The following is a 25722-nucleotide window of genomic DNA, read 5'->3' as shown; positions in this document are numbered from 1 at the left end:
CTCGCCGCCCCCTCCTACTCGATTTATTATTGAAATATTAACCGCAAGAACAATTCAAAACCGGCTTACGCGCAGCCTGTGTCTCATCCAAACGGCTAATCTCTGTGGTATGCGGTGCGTTGATTACGATTTCGGGTGTCTCCTGCGCTTCTTTAACGATCTGAATCATCGTATCGATGAAGCCGTCTAGCGTTTCTTTACTTTCGGTTTCCGTCGGCTCGATCATCATGCATTCCTCAACGGTCAGAGGGAAGTACACGGTTGGCGGGTGGTAGCCGAAGTCGAGTAATCGTTTAGCAACGTCTAAGGTGCGCACACCATACTGCTTGAGGTTTTTGCCGGACATTACGAATTCATGCTTACATACACCCGGATATGGGATTTCAAAATACGGCGCCAGACGGTGCATCATATAGTTCGCATTCAGCACGGCATTTTCGGATACCTCACGTAGTCCGTCTGGACCATAGGTGCGAATGTAGGCATAGGCACGAACCAGAATACCAAAGTTTCCGTAAAAAGCTTTCACGCGTCCAATGGATTCGTGTCCGCCGAAGTCGAGTGAGAAGCTGCTATCTTCATTCTTCACCACAGTAGGTTGAGGCAAGAATGGAATGAGGATAGATTTTACGCCGACTGGTCCGGCCCCAGGGCCGCCACCGCCATGTGGGGTACTCATCGTTTTGTGCAAGTTCAGATGCACAACGTCAAAGCCCATGTCGCCAGGTCGGGTAATGCCCATAATGGCATTGGAGTTGGCTCCATCGTAATAGAGTAGGCCGCCTGCTTCATGCACGATCTCAGCAATCTCGACGATTTGGGTTTCGAACAAGCCGAGTGTGCTTGGGTTAGTTAGCATTAGTGCGGCTGTGTCACTACCGACGGCTGCTTTCAGTGCTTCAAGATCGACCATTCCTTTATCTGTGGAAGGGATCGTGATCGTTTCAAGTCCTGCTGCTGAGGCACTAGCAGGATTGGTTCCGTGCGAGGAATCCGGCACGATAACCTTAGTACGCGTCTCGCCGCGACTTTCATGGTAGGCGCGGATCATCATGAGGCCGGTCCATTCACCATGAGCACCTGCGGCAGGCTGTAAGGATACAGCATCCATGCCCGTCAGCGCGGACAGATCATTTTGCAGGGTATACATTAATTCCAGTGCGCCTTGAATACTTTCTTCCGGTTGGTAGGGATGAATTTTGGCGAAGCCGGAGAAGCGGGCAACATCTTCGTTAATCTTCGGATTGTATTTCATCGTGCATGAACCGAGTGGATAGAAGCCATTGTCTACACCAAAGTTACGACGTGAAAGAGAAGTGTAGTGGCGAATGACATCCACTTCCGATACTTCTGGAAGTACGACGGGTTCGCTACGGAGTAAACCTGATGGAATCAGGGACTCCAAGGTTTCTTCCTGTGGTACATCGCATAGTGGCAAGGAGTAGGCCGAGCGGCCCGGACGGCTTAATTCAAAAATTAGACTTTGCTCCGGTTTCATAAACAGCCCTCCAGTGCGCTAGCGAATTGGTCGATTTCGGTTTTGCTTCTTTTTTCCGTTACGGCAACCAGCATATGTCCAGCAAGTTCAGGATAATCACGACCCAGATCATAACCGCCGAGATAACCGTCCTTCAGCAGCTTAGAATTAATAGCGGTCACGCTGCTGCCTTCAGGAAGCTTCACAACAAATTCGTTAAAGAATGGGGAGGAGAAGGCAAGTTCAGCACCTGTTAGTCCGCTAAGTTTATTAGCAGCGTAATGGCTTTTGCGAATATTTAGTTCGCCTACTTCACGCATGCCTTCTTTGCCCATAACGGACAAGTAGACGGATGCGCAGAGAGCCAGCAGTGCCTGATTGGAGCAGATATTCGATGTCGCTTTTTCACGACGAATATGCTGTTCACGCGCTTGAAGTGTAAGAACGAAGCCACGTTTACCATTACGGTCTACCGTTTGGCCAACGATCCGGCCTGGCATGCGGCGCATCAGGTGATCAGCTACGGCAAAGAATCCGCAAGTTGGACCCCCGAGAGAAGCTGGAATACCGAGTGGCTGAGCATCACCGACTACGATGTCGGCTCCAAGTTTGCCCGGAGCTTCAAGTACACCAAGAGCTATTGGGTTCGCGCTGACTACAAGAAGACCTTTAACCGCATGGATCAGCAGCTCAACCGAGCGAAGATCCTCAATGCTACCGAAGAAGTTAGGCGATTGCATCAGTACTGCGGCAGTATCACCATCGATAGCTTCAGCAAGCTTAGCTTGATCGGTAACACCGTCTTTATAGTCAATCTCCACCACCTCCAGACCCCAAGCATTAGCCGAAGTACGTAGCACTTGGCGAGCCTCAGGATGAACGGTACGGGAGACGATTAATTTTTTGCGTTTGGTAGCACCAGCCGCGAGAACCGCTGCTTCGGATAAAGCTGTAGCGCCATCATACATACTGGCATTGGCAACTTTCATACCGGTTAGTTCGCAAATGTAGGATTGGAATTCGAAGATCGCTTGCAGCTCACCTTGGCTGATCTCCGGTTGGTAAGGAGTGTAGGCAGTGTAGAATTCAGAACGGGAAATGACATGATTTATGACCACAGGGATGTGATGATCGTATAATCCGGCACCGAGGAAGCTGGCGTGAGAATCAAAGTCGGCATTTTGGTCAGCCAAACCTTTCATGTGGCGCAGCAGGGCGTATTCATCGAGTGGTTCAGACATCGGCATAGTGCCTTGGTAACGTACCGCTTCAGGAATATCGGAGAACAGCTCATCTATAGACTCAATCCCGACGGCCTCCATCATCTCTACGCGGTCCTGTTCTGTCATGGGCAGATAACGGTGCTTCATTAAGGTTTCACTCCTTGGCTTTTTTAAAATATAAGAAAGTACAATTTTCACGCTATACTTTATTCTTCTATTTCTCGCTTAAAAGCTCACCGTCCTTATATGGACGCTAAAGGCGTTTATACTTGTAAAAAGGGGCCTTAATCACTACAGCCTTAAGCTGCTTACCGCGTATCTCTACGTAAACCTCTGTGCCTATTTCACTGTAAGCAGCATCAATCAAAGCCAACCCCAGGTTACGTTTCAGCGTAGGGGACTGTGTTCCGGTTGTGACCTCACCAATCTTAACCCCATCTGCCCAAACAGGATAATGGGAGCGTGGAATGCCTCGATCAATCATTTCTAGGCCGACAAGGCGACGGGGAATCCCAGTTTCTTTTTGCTGTATTAGTGCATCGCGTCCGATAAAGTCTATTTTGTCCAGCTTCACGAAGAACTGTACTCCTGCTTCAAGCGGGGTGATGTCAGCGGATAGCTCCTGACCGTACAGTGGTAATTTTGCCTCAAAACGCAGGGTATCCCGTGCACCCAGTCCAGCAGGTGTTAATCCGTGGGGCGCGCCTGCTGCAAGCAGTCCGTTCCATAACGTTTCTGCACCTTCCAGCGGAGCGTAGATCTCGAAGCCATCTTCACCGGTATAACCCGTACGGGAGATAAGTACCTCTACACCGCAAACGGTAGCGCGTTCGATGAAATGGAAAGGCTTGAGTGCTGAAATAGGAGCATCAGTAACTTCCGCGAGAATGGTCTCTGCCAGAGGACCCTGCAAGGCGAGCAAAAGCGTCTCGTCAGAGACATTAGTGAGCGTGACTTCATCGAATTCAGAGGTCAAATGCTCTTGCAGCCACTGCAAGTCCTTGTCGATGTTGGAGGCATTAACGACGAGCATATAACGCCCTTCGCTTAGGCGATACACGAGTAGGTCGTCGACAACTCCGCCATTTGGATAACAGAGCAGTGTATATTGTGCCGCACCATCCGTGAGGCGGCTGACATCATTGGTTGTCATTTTTTGCAAAAAGGCTTCTGCACCGTTTCCAATCACCATGAATTCACCCATATGCGAGACATCGAACAGCCCAGCCTGCTGGCGAACGGCTTCGTGCTCTTTCACGATACCTGTAAACTGTACTGGCAGCTCCCAGCCACCGAAGTCAATGCACCTGGACTCCGCATAAGCGGAATAGAGATCATAAAAAGGTGTTCTTCTCAAAGCATCCATGTCGTCACTCCCCTTGATCTGATTACATACGAAAAAAGGACAGGCAGAAGCAATCATGCATAAATGCACAAATCGCTTTCTGCTCTGTCCTTTGTACCTGAGAGTTACCCTGCCGTAACTAGCTTGCAGGTTTCCCCGTTGGTGATCTGACGCATCTAGCCTTGCGTCTGATGCTCTCCAGAGATACGTCCGACAAAGGTCCTTTTGCCTGAGAGATTCACCCCTGTTAGGGCTTACTCCTTCGGCGCCGTCTTCAAGTGAGACAGTCTCTCCCTATGCCATCATCCGCAATTATATTTCTTCGAGAAACGGTTATTGTCTATAAAAAGACGACAACGTCATTTCTTCTTGTATGTCTCCATTAAACGGGTATAGTCGGGCGCTGTCAACAAGAAAACGTCGAAAAAATGACAAATTTAAATTTCCTGTTAGTAATATTGACATTGTGAGCCGGGATAACTTAGGCTATAACTAAATTTAGAACTCCAAATTGGAAATGAGGCGGCTTGAAATGAGTGAAGTATTAGACAACCTTCTTTACAGCGAAGAGCATGAATGGGCACAGCAAGTAGAAGGGCGAGTAGTACGTGTTGGGATTACGGACCATGCTCAGCATTTATTAGGCGACATCGTATTTGTTGAGTTTCCTGAGGTAGGATCGACCATTTCAGCCGGTGACAGCGTAGGCAGTATCGAATCCGTTAAGACGGTATCGGAGTTGTATTCGCCCGTCTCTGGGACGGTTACCAAGGTGAATGATGGATTAGAAGCTAGTCCGGAGCTTATCAATGATCAGCCGTATGGCGGGGGTTGGATTTTTGAGATTGAAGTTGATGGAGAGTATGCTGATGCTGTAAAAGGTCTGTTAGATGCAGCTGGTTATAGCGCGTTAGTTGCTGAATAATTGGAAATCGGGGACGGAAAATAGTCTGATCAAGTGTGATATTTTTAGCAGCAAGTTTCTGTGATTCGGGGACTTGCTGTTTGTGTTTCTTATGTGGATTGTGCGAGTATTCGTAAACCCAATCGAGTGGTTTGAGGGTCTAGTGGAGTATGGAATTAGGGAAAACCTCCCTCATTTTAGACGATTATAGCGTGAGAGTTAGGGTTTTAGGAAATTCCTCCCTAATCATCTCGGTAAAACCACTATTTCAGACTAAAAAGAGTAATAATCAGGGAGAAATTCCCTCATTCCGCGATTGGATACGATAATAGGTGAATAATCAGGGAGGTTTTCCCTAATTAAATTGGATGAAGCCCCTTGTAAGCTCAATGTGGTAATTGCAAAGGCCCCTGCCGCCGAACTTAGCTCTGAGCGCAAGCAACTATATTTTATTCCACCTCTTGAAGCTGTCGAAGTACAATGATCTCTACGCGTCGATTTTTCTGTTTGCCTGCTACCGTAGTATTATCTGCTGTTGGTCGGGTATCGGCATAACCTGCATATTGAAAAGTGTCCGGGTTCAGTCCTTCATTATCTAAGAAAAAGCGCAGCACAGAAAGCGCACGAGCACCCGATAGCTCCCAATTGTCGTTATAACGTGAAGCTGATGACACTGGTGTATTATCCGTATGTCCTTCAATGCTGATCGTTGCTCCGATATCTTTGAATAAGCCAGACAACTGCTGAAGAGCAGGAAGGGCTGGTGACTTCACATCTGCTTTACCCACATCAAAAAGAAAACGGTCGCTGAGCGTGATTTCTATGCCCTGCGGTTTGTCGGCTACAAATATTTGTTCACCGAGATTATTCTCCTCCACATAGTGGGTGATCACACCCATTAACTCAGCAAGCTTCGCCTCTTGTTCTCGAAAAGCCAACTCCCGTGCTGAAGGTGTTTCATTCTCCGTTTGTTCATCAGAACCGTCATTTGGTTTTGCAGTTGCGTTCGCATTCCCATCTGTACTCTCTGGTTTGTTGTCAGGGGTCTTTCCAGCATCTAAAATACCATCCCCGCCTTCAAGAACAGTGCTGTTCGACTTGAAAGTCTGGGATAAAGAGCCGGTCACGATATTATATTTGTCAGTGTCCAGGCTGCTCATCGCATACAATATAACGAAAAATATAAGTAAAAGTGTAATTAGATCAGCGTAAGTAATCATCCAACGATCACGGCTTTCTCGATTCTCTTCCCGCCGTTTGCGCCGGTCTCTTTGTCTCATATAAAACCTCTTGCTTCTGCACGGTCATCTGTGGTGGTGTCTGAAATGAAGGAGTTCAGTTTTTTACGCACCAGCAGCGGATGATCCCCGTTCTGTAGAGAAAGAATGCCTACTAGAAGCATCTCCATGCTATGCAGCTCACTTTGGCTGCGGGATTTGATTTTGGAAGCAATGGGTAAAAATATTAGATTAGCGATGGCTACTCCGTACAGTGTTGCAGTGAACGCTACTGCGATAGAGGTACCTAGATTTGATGGGTCCGTAAGGTTGCCCAGTACCCTAATGAGTCCCATAACTGTACCGATGATCCCCATCGTTGGAGCATATCCGCCAGCGGCTTCAAAAATCTTGGCGTAGCTTTCATGCTTCAATTCTTTCGCATCCATTTCCAATTCCAAAATCTGTCTTACCTGCTCAGGGTCAGTGCCATCGACGATAAGCAACAGTCCTTCGCGTGTAAAAGGATCAGGATGCAGTTCCGCTTGTTTTTCGAGCATTAAAACGCCGCCGCGGCGGGCCACTGTGGCCATTGCGATAAGCTCTTCTGCTTTCTCTTCATCACGTTCAGGATTGCGGCCAAAAGCCATGCGCAGAGCGGCGGGAATGGAGCGTAGCTTAGCTGCCGGGAAGCTGATCATTACGGCAGCAATCGTACCTCCAAATACAATCAAAGCTGCATTAAGCTGCAGCAGTCCGGAAAGGCTTCCGCCTTCCCAGAGGTAGCCGCCGATTAGCGCAGCCAGTCCGGCCACTAGGCCGATTATTGCGGTAATATCCATGCTTCAAGCTCCTAACATTTCTGTGTATTATGGTTTGCATCGATCTAAGCAACACTGTATAATGAACGGGAACACATATTCTTATCTTCCATATTTTTTACTGTCGTATGGAGAGAGAAGATTCAGACAACAATTATAATATATTAATCTAGTTTAGACGATAGAGGGGAGACGGGCAAATGAGTGATATTGTCGTCAGTACGAAGACTTTTGAATTGGAGTCCGAGTATACACCCCAGGGCGATCAGCCTCATGCCATAGATGAATTACTACAAGGCATCCGGCAGGGTAAGAAGCACCAGACGCTGCTGGGAGCGACAGGTACAGGGAAGACCTTTACTGTCGCGCAAGTTATTTCCAAATTAAATCGCCCCACGCTGGTTATTGCGCATAACAAGACACTGGCTGCCCAGCTGGCAAGTGAGTTTAAGGAGTTTTTCCCGAATAATTCGGTAGACTATTTCGTCAGCTACTACGACTATTACCAACCAGAGGCGTATATTCCCTCCTCCGATACTTATATTGAGAAAGATTCCAGTATTAACGAAGAGATTGATAAACTTCGCCACTCCGCGACAAGCTCCTTGTTCGAACGGCGTGACGTTATTATTGTAGCGAGTGTGTCTTGTATTTACGGTCTCGGTTCACCAATGGAATACGGAAGCTTGCTGTTGTCCTTGCGGGTTGGGATGGAGAAACCGCGCAATGAGATTCTGAGCAGACTGGTGGATATTCAATACCAGCGCAATGATATCAATTTTGTACGCGGAACATTCCGTGTACGTGGTGATGTGGTTGAGATCTTCCCGGCCTCTCAGGGTGAACATGCGATTCGTGTTGAATTGTTTGGGGATGAGATTGAGCGGATCACTGAAATAGATGTTTTAACGGGCGAATTGATCGGTGAACGCGATCATGTCGCCATTTTTCCGGCTTCTCACTTTGTTACCAAGGAAGAAACGATGCGTGTAGCAATAGTCAATATTGAACGGGAGCTAGAAGAGCGGCTGACCGTGCTTCGTGACGCAGGCAAGCTTCTGGAAGCGCAACGTTTGGAACAACGGACACGTTACGACATTGAAATGATGAAGGAAGTGGGTTTCTGTTCGGGGATCGAGAACTATTCCGGGCCACTAACCTTCAGGGAACCGGGAGCAACTCCATATACGTTAATGGATTATTTTCCTGATGATATGTTAATCGTCGTAGATGAATCCCATGTTACCCTTCCGCAAATTCGGGCGATGTATAACGGTGACCGGGCGCGTAAAACAGTGTTGGTAGAGCATGGTTTCCGTCTGCCTTCTGCACTGGATAACCGTCCGCTTCAGTTCGAAGAGTTCGAAGATAAAGTAAACCAGATCATTTACGTTTCCGCGACACCTGGACCTTATGAAATGGAACACTGCGAAACTATGGTGCAGCAGATTATCCGTCCGACTGGTCTATTGGATCCAATCATCGAGGTCCGTCCTACAGAAGGTCAGATTGATGATCTGATTAGCGAAATCCGTGACCGGGTTGAACGCGATGAACGTGTACTCGTTACCACTTTGACGAAGAAGATGTCGGAGGATCTGACAGACTACTTTAAGGAAATCGGGATTAAGGTTCGTTACATGCACTCTGACATCAAGACACTGGAACGGATGGCGATCTTGCGGGATCTTCGTCTCGGTACGTTCCATGTACTGGTAGGGATTAACCTCCTGAGAGAAGGTCTCGACTTACCGGAGGTATCTTTAGTTGCAATTCTCGATGCCGATAAAGAAGGGTTCCTTCGTTCCGAACGTTCACTAATTCAGACGATTGGCCGTGCGGCTCGTAACTCTGAGGGTCGTGTAATCATGTATGGTGATCGGATCACTGATTCGATGGAGAAGGCGATGAGCGAAACATCGCGCCGTCGCGCCATTCAGATTGCCCATAATGAGAAACATGGCATCACCCCAACCACTATTAATAAAAAAGTGCGTGACATCATCGAGGCAACGAAGGTTGCTGAGTCTAAAGCTGATTATCTCACAGGTGTTGGTGGCAAGATGAATAAGAAAGAAAAACAAAGTCTGATCCAGCGTCTGGAAGCTGAAATGAAGGACGCTGCCAAGAACCTGCAATTCGAACGCGCGGCAGAGCTACGCGACGCATTGCTGGAGCTTCGGGCTGAGTAATAAACTATTAATGCATCACCGATATTTAAAATAGGTATTGAACGGTGCTGTCCTAGACCGTTCTTTTTGAATCAATAGAGGGTCGCGTATCCCGCGATGTTTATGACACTTATGCGTATCCGCAGGGACAGCGCCCGAAATGCACTTGGCACTTATGCGTATCCCACAGGGACAGCACCATGCAATGAACTTGGACTTTTGCGTATCCCGCAGGGACAGCACCATGCAATGAACTTGGACTTTTGCGTATCCCGCAGGGACAGCACCATGCAACGTCTATGACAGTTGCTTGTACCTGCTTTTAGGTAGTGCGAGAATGTCCAAGCGGTCCCGCAGGGATAAGCGCTCCGAGCGTCGTAGTCACTAAGTTACCTCCCACCATACTCCTTCTCCAGAAAATGCGGGTGTCCAGAGGGTGCAACCCTTGGGGCCCTCCCTTGGAAGGGAGGGTTTGGGAGGGATCGAAAGGCTTTGAAAGGGCTTTGAAAAGGCTTTGAGAATATTTTGAAATAAAGTTGAAATAGTTTTTTTAAAAGGAGAGGTTCCGTTGGCGAACGAAAATATTGTAATTAAAGGCGCGAGGGCGCACAATCTCAAAAACATCGATGTGACGATTCCACGTGACCGTTTCGTCGTGCTGACGGGACTTAGCGGCTCAGGTAAATCATCGCTTGCATTTGATACGATTTATGCTGAAGGACAACGGCGTTATGTTGAATCTTTGTCGGCTTATGCACGTCAGTTTTTGGGACAAATGGAGAAACCAGATGTGGATTCGATTGATGGTTTGTCCCCGGCGATATCTATAGATCAGAAGACAACAAGCCGGAACCCACGCTCCACGGTAGGTACAGTTACGGAGATTTATGACTATTTGCGGCTGCTCTTTGCACGTATTGGTCATCCCCATTGCCCAGAGCATGGCATTGAGATTACCTCCCAGACCGTTGAACAGATGGTAGACCGGATTATGCAGTATCCAGAGAAAACTCGGTTACAGATCCTGGCGCCAATCATTTCAGGACGTAAAGGTGAGCATAAAGGGCTTTTCACAGATATCTCTAAGCAAGGCTTCGTACGTGTGCGTGTGGACGGGGAGCTAAGAGATCTGTCAGAGGATATTGAACTAGAAAAGAATAAAAAACATACAATAGAAGTTGTGGTAGACCGGATCGTTGTTAAAGACGATGTGGAGACCCGGCTGACGGATTCACTGGAGACGGCGCTTAAGCTTTCGGGCGGTAAAATCCTTGTTGATATCATCGGCCAGGAAGAGCTGCTTTTCAGCTCTAACTTTGCTTGTCCAATTTGTGGTTTTAGTATTGAAGAGTTGGCACCACGGATGTTCTCTTTCAACAGTCCGTTTGGAGCTTGTACAGAGTGCGATGGACTTGGCATGAAGATGGTGGTCGATCCAGACCTGCTTATTCCTGATGCTGAGAAATCCATTGAAGAAGGTGCTTTTTTAGCTTGGACTGGAAGTACTTCTAATTACTATCCGCAATTTCTGAAGTCGGTTTGTGAACACTTTAAAATTCCTCAGAACGTTCCGGTAAGCAGTCTGACACCTGATCATATGAATAAATTACTGAATGGTACAGGCAGTGAGAAGGTTCGCTTCCGTTATGAAAATGATTTCGGTCAAAAGAAAGATGCGATGGTTGCTTTTGAAGGGATTATACCTAACCTCGAGCGGCGTTACCGTGAAACTGCTTCGGATGGTATTCGTGAATTTATCGAAGGATTTATGAGTGCTAAGCCATGTCATGTATGTAAAGGTAAACGTCTGAAAAAAGAAATATTAGCTGTGACTATCAATGATCATAATATTTCTGATGTTACGGACCTTTCAATAGGAGACTGTCAGCATTGGTTTGAAGAGATAAAATTGAGCGAAAAAGAAACAGCCATCGCCAATCTCATTTTAAAAGAGATCTGCAATCGGCTTGGATTCCTTGTGAATGTAGGCTTGGATTATTTGACGCTTAGCCGTGCAGCGGGTTCGCTTTCCGGTGGTGAGGCGCAGCGTATTCGCTTGGCTACTCAGATCGGTTCAAGTCTCATGGGCGTATTGTACATTCTGGATGAGCCAAGTATTGGCTTGCATCAACGGGACAATGATCGCCTGATCTCTACGCTTGCGCATATGCGTGATTTAGGCAACACGCTGATTGTTGTAGAGCATGACGAAGATACGATGATGGCAGCGGATTATATTATTGATATTGGTCCGGGCGCAGGTATTCATGGTGGACAAGTTATGGCTCAAGGGACGCCAGAAGAGATTATGAAAGATCCGAATTCATTAACGGGTGAATATTTAAGCGGACGTAAATTTATTCCGGTTACCGCTAAACGCCGTCCTACCGATGATCGCTGGGTAGAAATACGTGGTGCTAAAGAGAATAACCTGAAAAATGTGAATGTGAAGATTCCATTAGGTGTATTTACAGCGGTGACAGGTGTATCGGGTTCTGGTAAATCCTCGCTTATCAACGAGATTCTTTACAAGAGTCTGGCACGGCAGTTGAATAAGGCTGTGAAGGTGCGTCCTGGTCAGCATAAAGAAATTCGTGGACTAGAAAATCTCGATAAAGTTATTGAAATCGATCAGTCGCCAATCGGGCGGACGCCGCGTTCCAACCCAGCAACCTATACAGGTGTATTCGATGACATCCGGGACCTGTTCTCCAAGACAAATGAGGCTAAGGTACGTGGTTTCCAAAAGGGGCGCTTCAGCTTTAACGTAAAAGGCGGACGTTGTGAAGCTTGCCGTGGAGACGGGATCATTAAGATTGAGATGCACTTCTTGCCGGATGTGTATGTCCCTTGCGAAGTATGTAAGGGCAAACGGTATAATCGGGAAACACTAGAAGTGAAATATAAAGGCAAAAACATTTCAGATGTGTTAGAGATGACGGTAGAGGACGCAACAGAGTTTTTTGTAAATATCCCGCGTATCCATCGTAAAATGCAAACATTGATGGATGTAGGACTTGGGTATATTAAGATTGGTCAACCGGGAACCACTTTATCCGGTGGTGAAGCACAGCGGGTAAAGTTGGCTTCTGAGCTCTACCGTCGCAGCACGGGTAAAACACTTTATATTTTGGATGAGCCTACAACAGGCCTGCATGTAGATGACATTGGTCGTCTGCTTGAGGTATTGCATCGTTTGGTGGATTCCGGAGAATCGGTTCTTGTTATTGAACATAATCTGGATGTAATCAAGACAGCGGATTATATCATCGATATGGGACCGGAAGGTGGTAGCGGCGGGGGTACCGTCCTGGCAACAGGGACACCGGAGAAGATCATTACAGTCACAGAGTCTTACACAGGTAAGTATCTGAAACCGGTTCTGATTCGTGATACAGAGCGGACCGAAGCGCTTATGCTTGAGACGGCGGAAACCCTCTAAATAAACAGTAAGTAATATAACCTATGTATAATAAGGCCTCGGTATCTTGCCGGGGCTTTTATTGTAGGTTGTAAGCAATAATTTTCACAGGGAAAATATCTAACAAATAACAACGAACAGCTAATCTCGTCCTCTAGAATGGAGTCAAGGCCATTTAAGGCGTTGTAGTTTATCCGGTGATTATACGAAAGACGGCTCATAGATATATGATGTGATATTTCTAGCAAAAGTTATACGAATTCTATAGAAAAAATGGATTTAATAATAGGCAAGGTAGGCATATGTAGGACATGTTCGTAGTAAGATTCAATGAGGAGTATTCTGTTGATAGGGTTAACGGGTAAGTGATTAACATTAGGGTCAAAAGTTCCTTGAAAACCGAATAATTAATCCTTCATATCACTCTATCAAATAACTGTTTATTAGATTAGGGAAAACCTCCCTGAAAATCACAAAATGAGCTGATAATCGGTCAATTTTAGGGAATATTTCCCTAATTCATTAAAACCCTAAATTTCGAGCCCAGAGTTCTAAGTTCTAAGTTCTGAATTCCAATTCCAATTCACTGCTCAATTTATTTCATCTCTAAAGCAGTTAATGGACTTTCTATTGTAACCTTCACGACGAAAGAGTTGACTGGGCTCACAGCACTTTTCACTATGTTGCACTCAATTGTCAGTGATCAATCTCATCAATATTACGGATTTTGCAGGGATAAAATATATTTTTTGCGACAAATACATAATTTTTCTACAAAACCTATTGCATCGCCCAAATGGTAGCGATAACATAGAAGGTGATATGGGGATTACTGGATCTTGCTTGACAACATTTTTGAGGAGGTAAGGTTATGCTGCTTGCAGAAGTTGCCGCGCAAGGACCGTCTAAATTTCATACCTTTGATGTGTTTATGATTTTATTTACCATCTTGATTTTGGTCGGGGTTGTTCGACTATTGAAAGCTCCCCAGAAGAACAAATTTGCCATTGGTTTTGGAGCCGTTAGCTTGCTGGTTTTTGTGATCTCTGACTATGCCATGGTGATGCATTGGTTAAGTTAATGAAAGAACTAAATTGAACAGCTTTGCACCAAAAGACTCCTTTAACGCCATGGGCGCATTGAAGGCGTCTTTTTTCAAATTATATAATGTTAAATTTATCCATTGGCAAAGAGAGGGTTTGGTGAGGAATGAGGAGTATTGGGGAGAAGCTGGTGAAGAAAGGATTGGGTCTATTACTGTGCGGCGTAGTGCTGTCGGGAGTATGGAGTCAGTCGGTGTTTGCTTTTGATAGTACTAGTAAGGTAGTTAGTAAAGCAGCGGCAGAAGATCCGATACCTGGAATTATTAAAAGTATCACTCCTTCTGTTGTGGGCATTATCGGTAAAGACGAGAGTGGCGGTAATAGTGGCCCGGATGATCGGTACAATCTGACGCATGGCTCCGGCATCATTGTGAAATCGAACGGATGGATTGTAACCAATGCTCATGTAATCAAGGATCTGCAAAATGCCATAGTGGTCACTTCGGACTCCAAAACCTACACCGTTAAAGAAACCTATCTGGATGAAGTTAGTGATCTGGCGCTGATCAAAATCAATGCCACCCATTTAAAGCCCGCCAAGTTTATTCCAGCGAGTGGCAAAACAGTGGTTGGGGAGAAGGTTATTGCTATCGGAACACCGATTAGCTTTTCTCTACGAAACTCAGCGACAGTAGGCGTTATAAGTGGTCTTAACCGTGAGGTAGATGCGGCGTATCGTCTTATCCAGAGTGACACTGCGATTAATCCCGGAAACAGCGGAGGGCCGCTTGTAAATATGAAGGGTGAGGTGCTGGGAATCAACAGCCTGAAATACTCAGCGGTGGGTGTGGAAAATATGGGGTTTTCGATTCCAGCGAATACTGTGCAGTATATTATGAACCAGCTTTTAAAATATGGTGAGGTACAGCATCCGAGTCTAGGGCTAGAGCTGGAGGCGAGCTGGTCTACGATTGTGGGATTGCCAACGCTGGACCCGCTGTCCGTCACTAAGGTGGTGTCTTCAGAAGCGCTCAAGTCAGGGGTTGCTGAAGGGGACGTCTTGTATAGCATCGATGGGCATCGTGTGGTCTCACTAGTTGATATTAATGAATTGTTCAAAAGCTACCTGCCGGGAGCAACTGTGCGGCTGGTTATGCAAAGCGATGGGGATATCGTCGTCCGTAAACTCGTGCTCACTCAAGGTGATCCGTTGTTAAGCGGAGATGATTATGAAACGGATGGGGACGAGCACGCGGATGAGTGATCAGCAAACAGGAGAGGGGGACAATAAATGGGCTTAAGAATTTTAAAGCAAGGATTTTGTGCGATGCTGGCCTTATTACTGCTATTTTCTATATTACCCATACAAACAGTATTAGCTTCACAAGGAGATAAGCTACAGCTGAGTCTAAAAGTTGGCAGTACTTCAGCTACGGTGAATGGTAAGAAGTTGGCTATCGAGCGGCCTTATACGGAGAATGGAACGGTTATGGTCCCGCTTGGGGTTTTTAAAAAGACGTTTGGCAGCACTGTTTCCTTAGAGCAGAACAATGTTGTAAAAGTAACCTATGGTGCTCATTCAGGGGTGATGACGATTGGGAGTGATATCGCTTGGAAGGATGGGATCAAAGTTAAACTGGGCTCAGCGCCCCGGATGGTTTCAGATGTGCTGATGGTACCGCTACGTTTTGTAGCTGATGTGTTAGGTGCGACCCTCTCTCAAGGGAGTGGGGGTGAGCTAATGGTTACCCTAGTTCCTATAGACAACGAAGAAGATACGCCAGAGGATACTGGGATTGACAGCGATGTTGGTAAGACTCAAATTGGAAACAGTTATTATCATTGGACACTGAATTATCCCTCTGGGCTGATTGCTGGAAATAGCGGTGGAGATGAAAGTGTGGCTACCTTTTCAAGTGCGGACAATCTATATTATGTGGAGATTCATGTAAGTGACCAGGCGGTTGCGGTGGATGCGGATGGGCTGCTGGAACAGCTGGTTCGGGAGGTCGAGGCAGGTGGGGAGTTGATATTGGATCGGGAGTCGTTCCCCAAAGCCGCGGTACCTTATGCTAGATTGATCAGTAAAGATTCCAGTGGAGCGCTCTGGGAAAGCAGACTGTTATATGCTGAAGGTCGACTCTACGAGATTTATTTGACGGATAACAAAGCAGTTAATTATAAGGATTTTGCTAAATATACAGGATTACTTAACTCTTTCCAGCCTTCTTTTGATACTAAAAGTAAAAAAATCCGTGATCTTTCTACGGTGAAAAGTGGATTGCGTGACGCGTACAATGAGGACTATGGGATTTCACTACAGGTTCCCGCAGATTGGAGTAAGGACGACCAGCATCTCTATTACGAGAGTAAGCAGGGAAGTCATCTGAGTGTGGCAGTTACCTCGGCACCTGCTGGTTCTACACTAGAGAGCTGGGCTGAAGATCTGAAAATGAAAACTAAAGAAAATTTTGTAGCGGATGCTTATATTCTGAAAGACAGCAACAAGTCGGAGATCTCGGGCGTATCCGCACAAATTAATGAGCTACAGCTAAATTACGGCAACGGTGTTACTACAGAATATCAAGCTCTCATACTCAAAAATGGGTATCGTTATTATTTTGAATATGTAACAGCTGCTGGGCAAGATGACGATAAGGCAAAATTCAAAGCCATCATATCCTCTATTGATATTGATTTTGCTCTGCTGAAGGAGAACTTCGGGCGACTCGCTAGTGATGATTATAAGACGCTCAAAAATAAGACACTAACCAAAGTATCCAAAACCTACGGTTATGCCATTGATATTCCAAGTTTATGGACACCTTATCAGGATATTTTTGAGACGCAGTCGATTGAATATCGGTTCAGCGGAGGACGTCTACAGATCAACTCAAAACCCGAGGGTTCAGTGGATTATACAGTTAATGTGCTCAAAGATGCTTATCAAAATAAAAATAATGATCCCAAAGGCCCTCGTATAGAAAGTGTAGTGGAGTCTACCATTGCGGATGTCCCTGCTACGATCATAACTGCACATCAAATCAAAAATGGCATCCCTCTTCGCAGTAAGCAGGTTGTGTTTGGTAAAAATGATGTGGTCTACACGATTACCGTTACGCTGAATGATGCCAATGCCACTGCAGAACAGCAGGCTCTGTTAGACAAGACACTACAATCGTTTCGGTTTACAAACAGTAAGTAGTTAAAAAAGTACGAAAATCGTAGCTGACACACGAATAGAGGCGTATAATTTAATCAGACGAAGAACGTCCCAGTTGCCGATTTGGCTTGGGGCGTTCTTTTTTTGTATAAAGGGGGAAAAGGGATTCGACCTAAGGATGTTATGAACGATTATGGCGTTAACTTTCGTTTTGCTCGTAAATGGTTGCAGAGTTTAGTGGATAAGGGTTAGCTGCGGCCTATTATTAAAAATACATATATTTGTTACTATAAACCGATAGAAGGGTTGTCGGAAGGGTTGTTTTAGAGGTTCGGAGCCAATGTTATCCAAGTTGGGCATAATGTGAATAGCTAAAGGGTGGATTGATGTATTTGATACAACATTCTATCGTATGTCCCGTATGTCACGGAATTCCTAGTGAATTGTTGTAAATGTTGCAACTTTTTGTGCCGGTTGTCGCTACTAGAGTGTGAGAATGATGCTTTATGTACAACATTTAGTTGTCGAAGCGCTGGATTAGGCAATAAAGTTGCATGTTCTACAACATTCATGGAGTAAAGTGCAATAAGCAAGAAGTCAGCTTCCTGACAGCATTATGACTTTTATTCTATATAAATGTTGGTAAACGCATAGCGCTCAAGTGTGATATTTGATACAATTATCAAGTTAATCAACTAGAAATGACCCGTCAAATGGCGGTTTGGGAGGATATAAATGAAAGAGCAACAAATACGCAGAGAAGACGTGGAGCTATTGGCACCCGCAGGTGATTGGGACTGCATGCGTGCAGCGGTAGCAAACGGAGCGGATGCTATCTTTTTTGGCGTAGAGAAGTTTAATGCACGGGCCAGAGCGAACAACTTTCGCATGGACGAGCTGTCGGAAATTATGGCGTTTTTGCATAGCTATGGTGTGAAGGGATTTTTGACCTTTAATATACTGGTTTTTGAAAATGAATTGTCTGATGCAAAAGAACTGATTGATGCGTGCGTGGATGCTGGTGTGGACGCAGTAATTGTACAAGATTTAGGTTTGGTCAAAATGATCCGCGAAATCTCACCGGATTTCCCGATTCACGGATCGACACAGATGACCATTACTTCGCCGGAAGCGGTCGAGTTTACTAAACCTTTCAGTTTGGAACGTGTGGTATTAGGTCGTGAGAACAATCTGAAACAAATTCGTACGATCGGAGAGCAAGCCCGCTTACCGATGGAAGTATTCGTACACGGTGCTTTGTGTGTTTCCTACTCAGGTCAATGTCTGACTTCTGAAATGTGGGGCGGACGTTCTGCCAACCGCGGTGAATGTGCGCAGGCTTGCCGCCTGCCTTATGATCTGATGGTGGATGGTGAGGTAAAACCTATGGGAGACGTAACTTATTTGCTTTCTCCTAAGGACCTGGCAGCAATTGATCTAATGCCTGAGCTGATCGAGGCGGGTGTGACTTCTTTTAAAATCGAAGGTCGCCTCAAAAGCCCGGAATATGTAGCGAATGTAGTTAGTAAGTATCGTAAAGCGATTGATCGGTATTTTGAAGGCGATCTGTCCAAACCTTCGAAGGAGGAGGTGCGCGAGCTGCAACAAAGCTTCTCCCGTGGGTTTACACATGGTTTCCTGGATGGAACGAACAATAAGAAACTGGTAGACGGGACTTTCCCAAAAAGCCGTGGTGTATATTTGGGGACGGTTGAGCAAATTCTGCGTGACGGAGTGGTCTGCCGTATTCATGCACCGCTTAAGCGTGGGGACGGAATTGTTTTTGACGCTGGGGATCCAACGAAAAAAGAAGAAGGCGGTCGTGTCTACGACCTCCGTCGTAAAGGTGTGAAGCTGGAAGGCGAAGCCGGAGAAGGCTGGATCATCGACATCGTAGCCGGTCGTAATGATGTGGATCTTCGTCGTCTAAATGTCGGTGACCGCATTTGGAAGACAAATGACCCAGCGTTAGATAAGGCGCTGCGCCAGACTTATGAAACTGAAAAGCCGTACCGGGTATTTCCGGTACATGTTAGAGTGCAAGGCTGCGTCGGCGAGAAGCTGACGACTTGGTGGACGGACGTTCAGAAGAACGTTACCGTCCGTGTGGACTCGGAGCTCGCGCTGGAAGCCGCGCAAAAGCGTCCGATGGATACCGCGCTGCTGGAAGAACAATTCGGCCGCCTGGGCGGGACCGTGTTCCAGCTTGACGCGTTGGAGTCGCATCTGCAAGGCGACGTCATTGTCCCTATGCGCGAGCTGAACAGCATCCGCCGCCAAGCGGTGGAGCTGCTTGCGGGCGAGCGCCCGAAACCGCCCGTCTATGTGAAACGGGTGATCGAGGTTTACGGCGACGCCACCCACAAGGGCGTCGCTCCGCAGCGCGTTGGTGAAGCGGAGCTCACCGCGCTGTGCCGCAGCCTGCCGCAGGTGCAGGCTGCGCTCGAGGCCGGCGTGAGAAACATCTACGCCGACTTCGAGTTTATCAAGCAGTTCCCGGCAGCGGTAGATGCGGTACGGGCTGCAGGGGCCAGCATAGCGCTGGCCACGCCGCGCATTCATATGCCGGGCGAGAACGGCTACCACGCGAATATTCTTCGCTTGCAGCCGGATGCTGTGCTCGTGCGTAATACAGGCGCGTTATATTATTATCTGCGCCGCCGCCAGGAGCAGCCGGATGCTGTGCATCCACGCCTGATCGGTGATTTCTCACTGAATATCGCCAATCATAAAGCAGTGGATTTGTTCCTTGAGGCTGGCTGTGACATAGTAACGCCATCCTATGACTTGAACATTCAACAGATGGTTGATCTGCTTGAACACAGTGATACGTCCCGGATGGAGGTTGTTATTCATCAGCATTTGCCGATGTTCCATACTGAACACTGTGTGTACTGTACCTTTATGAGTGAAGGCACAGACTATACGAACTGTGGTCGTCCTTGTGAAGAGCACCGTGCTTCTTTGCAAGACCGTATTGGAATGTCACATCCAGTTCGTGTGGATGAAGGCTGCCGTAATACCGTCTATAACGCTGTTGAGCAGTCTGGTGCGGAGTATCTGAATAATTTCCGTGAACTAGGAGTATCTTCATACCGTGTGGAGTTCTTGGAAGAGACGCCAGAGCAAGTGGCTGAGGTAATCAGCCTCTACAGCCGCGCTCTGCGTGGTGAAATCTCTGGTACACAGGTATGGAAGAGCCTAAAGGCTACTAACCAACTTGGTGTAACGCGTGGGCAATTGGTGAACGCGAAGTAATAAGAGTTAAGAGTTAAGAGTTAAGAGTTAAAGATAAGGGCTAAGTAACTACCAGGTAGATGCTGGTATTGCTTAGCCCTTTTTTTAGAATTGATCTCGTCCTCATCCTAATTTGCATATACTAAATAGTAGTATATTATAGGGTCAGCAAAGTATTTAAAATAGCAATAATTGATTATAATTCCTGCCCTCTTATTTCATTGGAATAGATATACAAATATAACAAACACTCTGACATAAATGTGCTGTAACTGCTATAATTGAAAGAAATATGCCATTTTAGGGTACTTACAGATATGTAATTGAAAAGAGTATACGATAGAAGGAGTTAATGTGATGAAGATCCGTAAAGCGATTATTCCCGCCGCAGGTCTCGGCACTCGTTTTTTACCTGCAACTAAAGCAATGCCTAAAGAAATGCTACCGATTGTAGATAAACCAACGATCCAATATATTGTTGAAGAAGCAGTCGCTTCCGGGATCGAGGATATTATTATTGTAACGGGGAAAGGCAAACGTGCGATTGAGGACCACTTTGATAACTCATTTGAACTGGAATTTAACTTGGCTGAGAAGCAGAAGTGGGAGTTGCTTGAATCCGTTCGCAAATCTTCTGAAATGGCTGATATCCATTATATCCGCCAAAAAGAGCCAAGAGGTCTCGGACATGCGATTTGGTGTGCACGTAAATTCATAGGAAACGAACCGTTTGCTGTCCTACTCGGCGATGATATTGTTGAAGCGGACAAACCGTGCCTCAAACAGATGATTGACATATATGACGAGTATAAATCTTCTATCGTGGGTGTTCAGCCTGTTCCGTGGGAGGAAGTATCACGGTATGGTGTGGTAGATGGTTCGCCTTTGGCGGAACGTGTCTACAAGGCGAATCGTCTAGTAGAGAAGCCGAAGAGAGAAGAGGCTCCTTCGAACTTAGCTATACTGGGACGATATATTTTAACTCCGCGTATCTTCGATATGCTTGGAGAACAGCAGGTGGGTGTAGGTGGAGAGATCCAACTTACAGATGCGATAGCACGTCTTAGCGAGGTTGAACGAATTATTGCCTATGATTTTGAAGGTAAACGTCATGATGTGGGTGAGAAAATGGGCTTTATCCAGACCACCATTCATTACGCACTTCAACACGAGGAGCTCAAAGATGACTTGCTTCGTTATATGAAAGAGCTTGTTGAGAGTGAAGCGGCTAAGACCGGGCTATAATTAAATCTCGTATAATCGAAAAAAAAGGCGCGCCACGGTTATTACAGTGGCGCGCTTTTATGGTTTCATTCTTTTTTAAAATTGTGAATTTGTAATGGCCTCAACTTGTGCTGCTTCCGCAGGATCAGCTGCGATCAGCGAATCGTATAGTGCCTGATCCTCGCCACCAGTTTTCGCCAGTGCAGCAAGGTACCAACGAGCAATCTCACGATTGGTTGCATCAGCGAAATCTTGGCTTAAGGCTGTTTTTAAGATGGAGGCTGCAATTTGTATCTTTCCAGACATATATTGCATTTTCCCTACCTTCAGTGTCACATCCGGAGTAAATATCTTCGAAGGATCATTATCCGCAAGTACATGATCGTAGGCCAAAAGCCCAATAACAAAGCCAGCTTTCATGTTGTCTATTCTATCTGGATTATCTTGTTGTGCATAAGCTGCCTGCCCCAAATCAAATGAACGGCTGATGAGTGAACTGTACCAATTTATATCCCATGGAGTTTCACTGTTCATGATATCCGTGTAATTAGCATCTGAATTAAGCTTGAGAGTGGTGTTCGCTGCATCCTCTTGTCCGGATAAAAGTTGCATTTTGCCAACGTTCAAAGCGATAGTTGGCGTTACTGAGAAAGGGCGCCCTTGCAGTTGTTCTGGTGGAAGAGTCTTCAGATGTTCTATTCCAGCAAGAACGTGATTATATGCTTCTTGCGCTTCATTGAAATACTCTTGTTTCTTTGTCTCATCCTTTTGATTAAGTGCCTGCTGACCTAAGGCAAAGGAACGGCTGATTATTGCATCATACCAATCGATATCCCAGTTGAACTTATCTGCGTTGTCACGGTAAATACCCAAGGCGACGTCGCTTTGACCTTTCAGATCGTAGTAGCTCACTAATTGGAGCAGAAGATTTTTGTTGTATGGCTCATCTTTGAGTGCGCGAGTTAATACACTGTATGCCTCGTCAAGGAACTGTTCCTGTTGTGTTTGACTAAATACCTGCTGATCCAAGGCCGATAGATAAATTGTCGATTCTGGATGACTTGGACGTTTGTTCAAAGTCTCAATCAATGGGGCTCTAAGCTCTTCGTAGGAAGTGCTATAACTTCTCAATTGTTTAGCTTTCAAAGCAGAGTTACTGGAGCCAATATAGCTGATTGACAAGAACACTAGGAACAAGGTTCCTAAAGAAAGCACAGCGAGGTATCCGAAACGGATGCCCGCTTTATTCCAATTTTTCCGCAGTGGCTTGCTATCCATAACGGAGGCCATTCCGGCAAGGCCAATAAAAACTAGTATGCCCATAAAGGCATAACTCATGTTGAAATCAAGTAGACTGTGCACAAGAATAGATAGAGCAATAATTAGATAGAAGAAACCATTCTCAAATTCGTTTTTATCCCGTTTTACATATCCACGAATATATTTATAGAAGATATACAGAATGAAACTCATAAATATGAGAAATCCAACAATACCTACTTCAATGAGAAATTGTAAGAAGAAGTTATGCACCTGCCGGCTTGTATAAGGGTTGTTTTGATAATGCTCATACAGTGAGGCCCAGCCTCCTCCACCAGCACCGAGGACCGGATAATCCTTAACCACCTTCACGGCATCCTTATAAAAAGTAATCCGCTCGAGTACGCTATGTTGCTGGAAATTGATGTTCTCGAGGCGAGTCTCCATGTTGTCAGGTAAGATGCTTTTTGCACTCGTACCGATAAGCAAGAAAGCTACAATAGCAACTAGAGCGACAGATCCGAGCGGAATCCAAAGACCTGTCCGTTTACGTGACGACCAATTCTCTAGTTTTGCATACAACCATGGTGCGACAAAACGCTGAATGACCCAAGAAAGGCCAGCCACAACTATTGAGGCTCCTAATAGATACGCCCAACCTTTTAAAGCTGAAGAAGAAGTGAAATTAGCATTTAACTCTATTCCTAGGTTAGTAACGGGTGTCGTAATGAGCAAAGCTACAATACCAGCAATTCCTAGATGCAGAATCCAAAGGATTTGCTGTGCAGGTTTTAGGAATAGAAGTAGGAGTATGAATACTACAGGTAGCAGGACTAAGCCGCCACGAGATAAGGTTAACAAGATCGACACAATGATGGGAACTAACATAAAGCCATGCGTCAACGTTCCATACCATTTTTTAGAGCGAATAAGCGCGAATATTGCTACAAATAGAAAGGCCATCAAGAAGGCTGCGTACGTATTTGCGTACTGAAAGATCGAAGTCAGACGAAGTCCGTTAGAGTCAGTCATAACTGCATCTAAGTAGACATCATTTCGGACGGTGTTTGAGAACCAGCCCACAAGAGCTCCTGCTAATTTACTGCTGCCTAACCAATTTAAAAGTCCAAAACCCACTATAAAATATGCAATCGCTAATATAGCATTTTGAATGACAACATTTACTTGCTTTTGCTTCATGAGATAAAAGGCTATAATGAAAACTGCGGCATATGTACACTGAATAAATAGCATATTCATCGCCGTGTAATGCGAAACTGCGACAAACAGTGACAGAGCATAGGTCACAGGGAGCAATAATGCTGCCCAAGCTACTAAATCACTCTGCCCTTCAAGCTTGAACTTTTTGTAATACAAGCCAACACAGGCCAGCAGCATCAGTGCGCTTAATAGTGCTGATACATATATTGGCTTCTCGTAATCAACTAGTGATCCATTAAACAATCCCACTTGAAATGGGGTCCAACACAAAAATAAAATAAAACCAACAACTAATGCCCATATCGGACTTGCTATCTTTTCAACATTTCTCGACTGAGCGGCGTTTTTACCGTATACTGGTTTCGACACGTTATAATCTCCTTTTCCTGTAGGTACGACAATATTTTAGCATATTGCTAACTTCTATTACTACTACTATGAATTGCACAATAAAGACCAAGTAAACTAGTACCACTTATTGTATCATCTCTGGACCGTTCTACTAGCGATCTTGATTTAGTTAGACAGAATGGCGTGATTTTAAATATATATTTTTTTTGAAACAGAGGTTATTTCTAAATTTTCGTGATAATTGAAGGGGTATACGAATGAAATTTAAAAAATTGATACTTGCTGTAATGGGACTTATCTTAGTGGTCTTATTCTTTAATATGTTTGCTACATATCAAAAAAATGGAACCAAATTAACTTTTGAGGTTCAATTGAATTCTAACCAGTCCGATGATTACCAACTATTTTATATTATGAATAAGGATCAGGAATGGACAGAAGAACAATCACTTCATCAAAAATATGAGCAAAAGGGAGACTGGGTAAATCTAAAGTATGATTTACCTAAAAATGTATACTCCCTTAGATTAGATGTGGGGAATCAAAAGGCTATAGTTAAGATTAAAGATGTTAAGTTAAAAGGCAACTCAAGTGTAATCATTCCACTTGATGAAATAATAACTCAAGAGCATGAAGTGAAAATAACAAGTCAGAAAGATAAACAAATAGAACTTCAAGTATTAGATTCTGATCCGTATGTGATTTTAGATATTAAAGACCATCGTGATACGGCGATAGAAGGAACTAGCCTTCTGAATATTTCGATAATTTCATTAAGCAGTGTCGTTGCAACGTTAATTAGTCTTTACATTATAAACTCCATTAAAGAAGTTTATAGATTCTTGAGAGAGATATTTAAGGGTAGAAGGCTGATTTTTAGCCTAGCTAAAAATGATTTTAAAACTAAATATGCGTCTTCCTACTTGGGAATAGTCTGGGGGTTCATTCAACCACTACTAACCATTGTGACCTACTGGTTTGTATTTCAGGTAGGGTTACGAAGTGGTAGTGTATCGGATGTTCCATTTATTTTGTGGTTTATAGTTGCCATAATTCCATGGTTTTTCTTCTCAGAAGCTTTGTCTAGTGCTACAAATGTGTACTCAGAGTATAGTTATCTTGTCAAGAAGGTTGTATTTAAGATTGAACTTCTTCCTATAGTAAAGATTATTTCGGCTTTATTCGTACATTTGTTTTTCATTTTATTTATATTCGTGATGTATACTGGATATGGATATTACCCTGATTTATACAGTTTTCAGATGTTATATTATTTAATTTGTACAATCATGCTTGTTTTTTCGATGTCTCTAGTCACATCTGCAATTGTGTTGTTTTTTAAAGATTTAAATCAAATCATAATAATAATTTTGCAAATAGGGTTTTGGTTCACTCCTATTGGATGGTCATACACTATGTTACCGGATTTTTGGAGTAATGTTTTTAAATTAAATCCTATGTTCTATATTGTAGAAGGCTATAGAGATACTTTCATTTATAGCGTTTCATTTATCCAACATCCCTACTATACTCTTTATTTCTGGATGTTCTGCTTAACAGCACTTGTAGTTGGAATAAAGAGCTTGAAAAAGTTGAAGCCTCATTTTGCAGATGTAATATAAAGTTGTAAAGGTGGAGTAAAGT

15 protein-coding genes and 1 riboswitch are annotated in these 25722 nt (G+C 44.9%); of the genes, 9 read left to right on the top strand and 6 right to left on the bottom strand.

The genetic code is table 11. The annotated features are described in order from the left end of the window. Positions 1-37: 37 nt before the first annotated feature. The 3 genes from gcvPB to gcvT form a co-directional block, all read right to left on the bottom strand. The gene (gene gcvPB, locus MHB37_RS29145) at positions 38-1498 is read right to left on the bottom strand and encodes an aminomethyl-transferring glycine dehydrogenase subunit GcvPB (RefSeq protein ID WP_076192472.1); all 1461 of its coding nucleotides are present in this window, start codon (positions 1496-1498) and stop codon (positions 38-40) included. Next, positions 1495-2847, bottom strand: a complete 1353-nt coding sequence (gene gcvPA, locus MHB37_RS29140; RefSeq protein ID WP_076192474.1) for an aminomethyl-transferring glycine dehydrogenase subunit GcvPA — start codon at positions 2845-2847, stop codon at positions 1495-1497. The genes gcvPB and gcvPA overlap by 4 nt, the downstream gene beginning before the upstream one ends. A 106-nt stretch (positions 2848-2953) precedes the next feature. Next, positions 2954-4066: a glycine cleavage system aminomethyltransferase GcvT gene (gcvT, locus tag MHB37_RS29135; RefSeq protein WP_076192476.1), complete on the bottom strand. Its 1113-nt coding sequence runs from the start codon at positions 4064-4066 to the stop codon at positions 2954-2956. Positions 4067-4252: 186 nt separating this feature from the next. Beyond that, positions 4253-4351: riboswitch (glycine riboswitch) on the bottom strand. 226 nt (positions 4352-4577) lie between these two features. Here gcvT and gcvH point away from each other — a divergent pair. Further along, positions 4578-4970 (top strand): glycine cleavage system protein GcvH, encoded by a 393-nt coding sequence (gcvH, locus tag MHB37_RS29130; RefSeq protein ID WP_036678614.1) that lies wholly within the window; start codon positions 4578-4580, stop codon positions 4968-4970. A 428-nt stretch (positions 4971-5398) separates the two neighbouring features. On the opposite strand, the gene MHB37_RS29125 is transcribed toward gcvH, so the two are convergent. Both MHB37_RS29125 and MHB37_RS29120 read right to left on the bottom strand, forming a co-directional pair. Beyond that, the gene (locus MHB37_RS29125) at positions 5399-6229 is read right to left on the bottom strand and encodes a flagellar motor protein MotB (protein WP_076192478.1); all 831 of its coding nucleotides are present in this window, start codon (positions 6227-6229) and stop codon (positions 5399-5401) included. Continuing rightward, positions 6226-7008, bottom strand: a complete 783-nt coding sequence (locus tag MHB37_RS29120; protein ID WP_076123782.1) for a flagellar motor protein — start codon at positions 7006-7008, stop codon at positions 6226-6228. The genes MHB37_RS29125 and MHB37_RS29120 overlap by 4 nt, the downstream gene beginning before the upstream one ends. 179 nt (positions 7009-7187) lie before the next feature. On the opposite strand from MHB37_RS29120, the gene uvrB reads away from it, so the two are divergent. From uvrB to galU, 7 genes are all read left to right on the top strand, one after another. Beyond that, on the top strand, positions 7188-9179 hold the full coding sequence (uvrB, locus tag MHB37_RS29115; RefSeq protein WP_036678623.1) for an excinuclease ABC subunit UvrB: 1992 nt from the start codon (positions 7188-7190) through the stop codon (positions 9177-9179). Between the two features lie 547 nt (positions 9180-9726). Then, positions 9727-12600: an excinuclease ABC subunit UvrA gene (gene uvrA, locus MHB37_RS29110; protein WP_076137311.1), complete on the top strand. Its 2874-nt coding sequence runs from the start codon at positions 9727-9729 to the stop codon at positions 12598-12600. An 850-nt stretch (positions 12601-13450) separates the two neighbouring features. Beyond that, positions 13451-13660 carry a DUF2759 family protein gene (locus MHB37_RS29105; RefSeq protein ID WP_036678627.1) on the top strand — a complete coding sequence of 70 codons (210 nt, stop codon included), beginning with the start codon at positions 13451-13453 and terminating at the stop codon, positions 13658-13660. A gap of 128 nt (positions 13661-13788) precedes the next feature. Beyond that, entirely contained in the window at positions 13789-14886 is a 1098-nt protein-coding gene (locus MHB37_RS29100) for a S1C family serine protease (protein ID WP_076192481.1), read from the top strand. Positions 14887-14913: 27 nt separating this feature from the next. Continuing rightward, positions 14914-16827, top strand: a complete 1914-nt coding sequence (locus tag MHB37_RS29095; RefSeq protein ID WP_076192483.1) for a stalk domain-containing protein — start codon at positions 14914-14916, stop codon at positions 16825-16827. Positions 16828-17520: 693 nt separating this feature from the next. Then, a complete protein-coding gene (locus MHB37_RS29090; RefSeq protein WP_076192485.1) occupies positions 17521-20043 on the top strand; it encodes a U32 family peptidase in 2523 nt (840 codons plus the stop codon). 336 nt (positions 20044-20379) lie between these two features. Beyond that, positions 20380-21267, top strand: coding sequence for a UTP--glucose-1-phosphate uridylyltransferase GalU (galU, locus tag MHB37_RS29085; protein WP_076192487.1), 888 nt, complete (start codon positions 20380-20382; stop codon positions 21265-21267). Positions 21268-21342: 75 nt separating this feature from the next. Here galU and MHB37_RS29080 read toward each other — a convergent pair whose 3' ends face one another. Next, entirely contained in the window at positions 21343-24096 is a 2754-nt protein-coding gene (locus MHB37_RS29080; RefSeq protein WP_076192490.1) for an O-antigen ligase family protein, read from the bottom strand. A 239-nt stretch (positions 24097-24335) separates the two neighbouring features. Here MHB37_RS29080 and MHB37_RS29075 point away from each other — a divergent pair, with 239 nt between their 5' ends. Then, the gene (locus MHB37_RS29075; protein WP_076099648.1) at positions 24336-25700 is read left to right on the top strand and encodes an ABC transporter permease; all 1365 of its coding nucleotides are present in this window, start codon (positions 24336-24338) and stop codon (positions 25698-25700) included. Positions 25701-25722: the final 22 nt, after the last annotated feature.

The sequence above is a fragment of the Paenibacillus sp. FSL H3-0286 genome, assembly GCF_045040705.1.
GTDB lineage: Bacteria > Bacillota > Bacilli > Paenibacillales > Paenibacillaceae > Paenibacillus_AQ > Paenibacillus_AQ odorifer.
The sequence above is the reverse complement of the archived record's forward strand: the minus strand, read 5'-3'. Positions and strand labels throughout refer to the sequence as shown.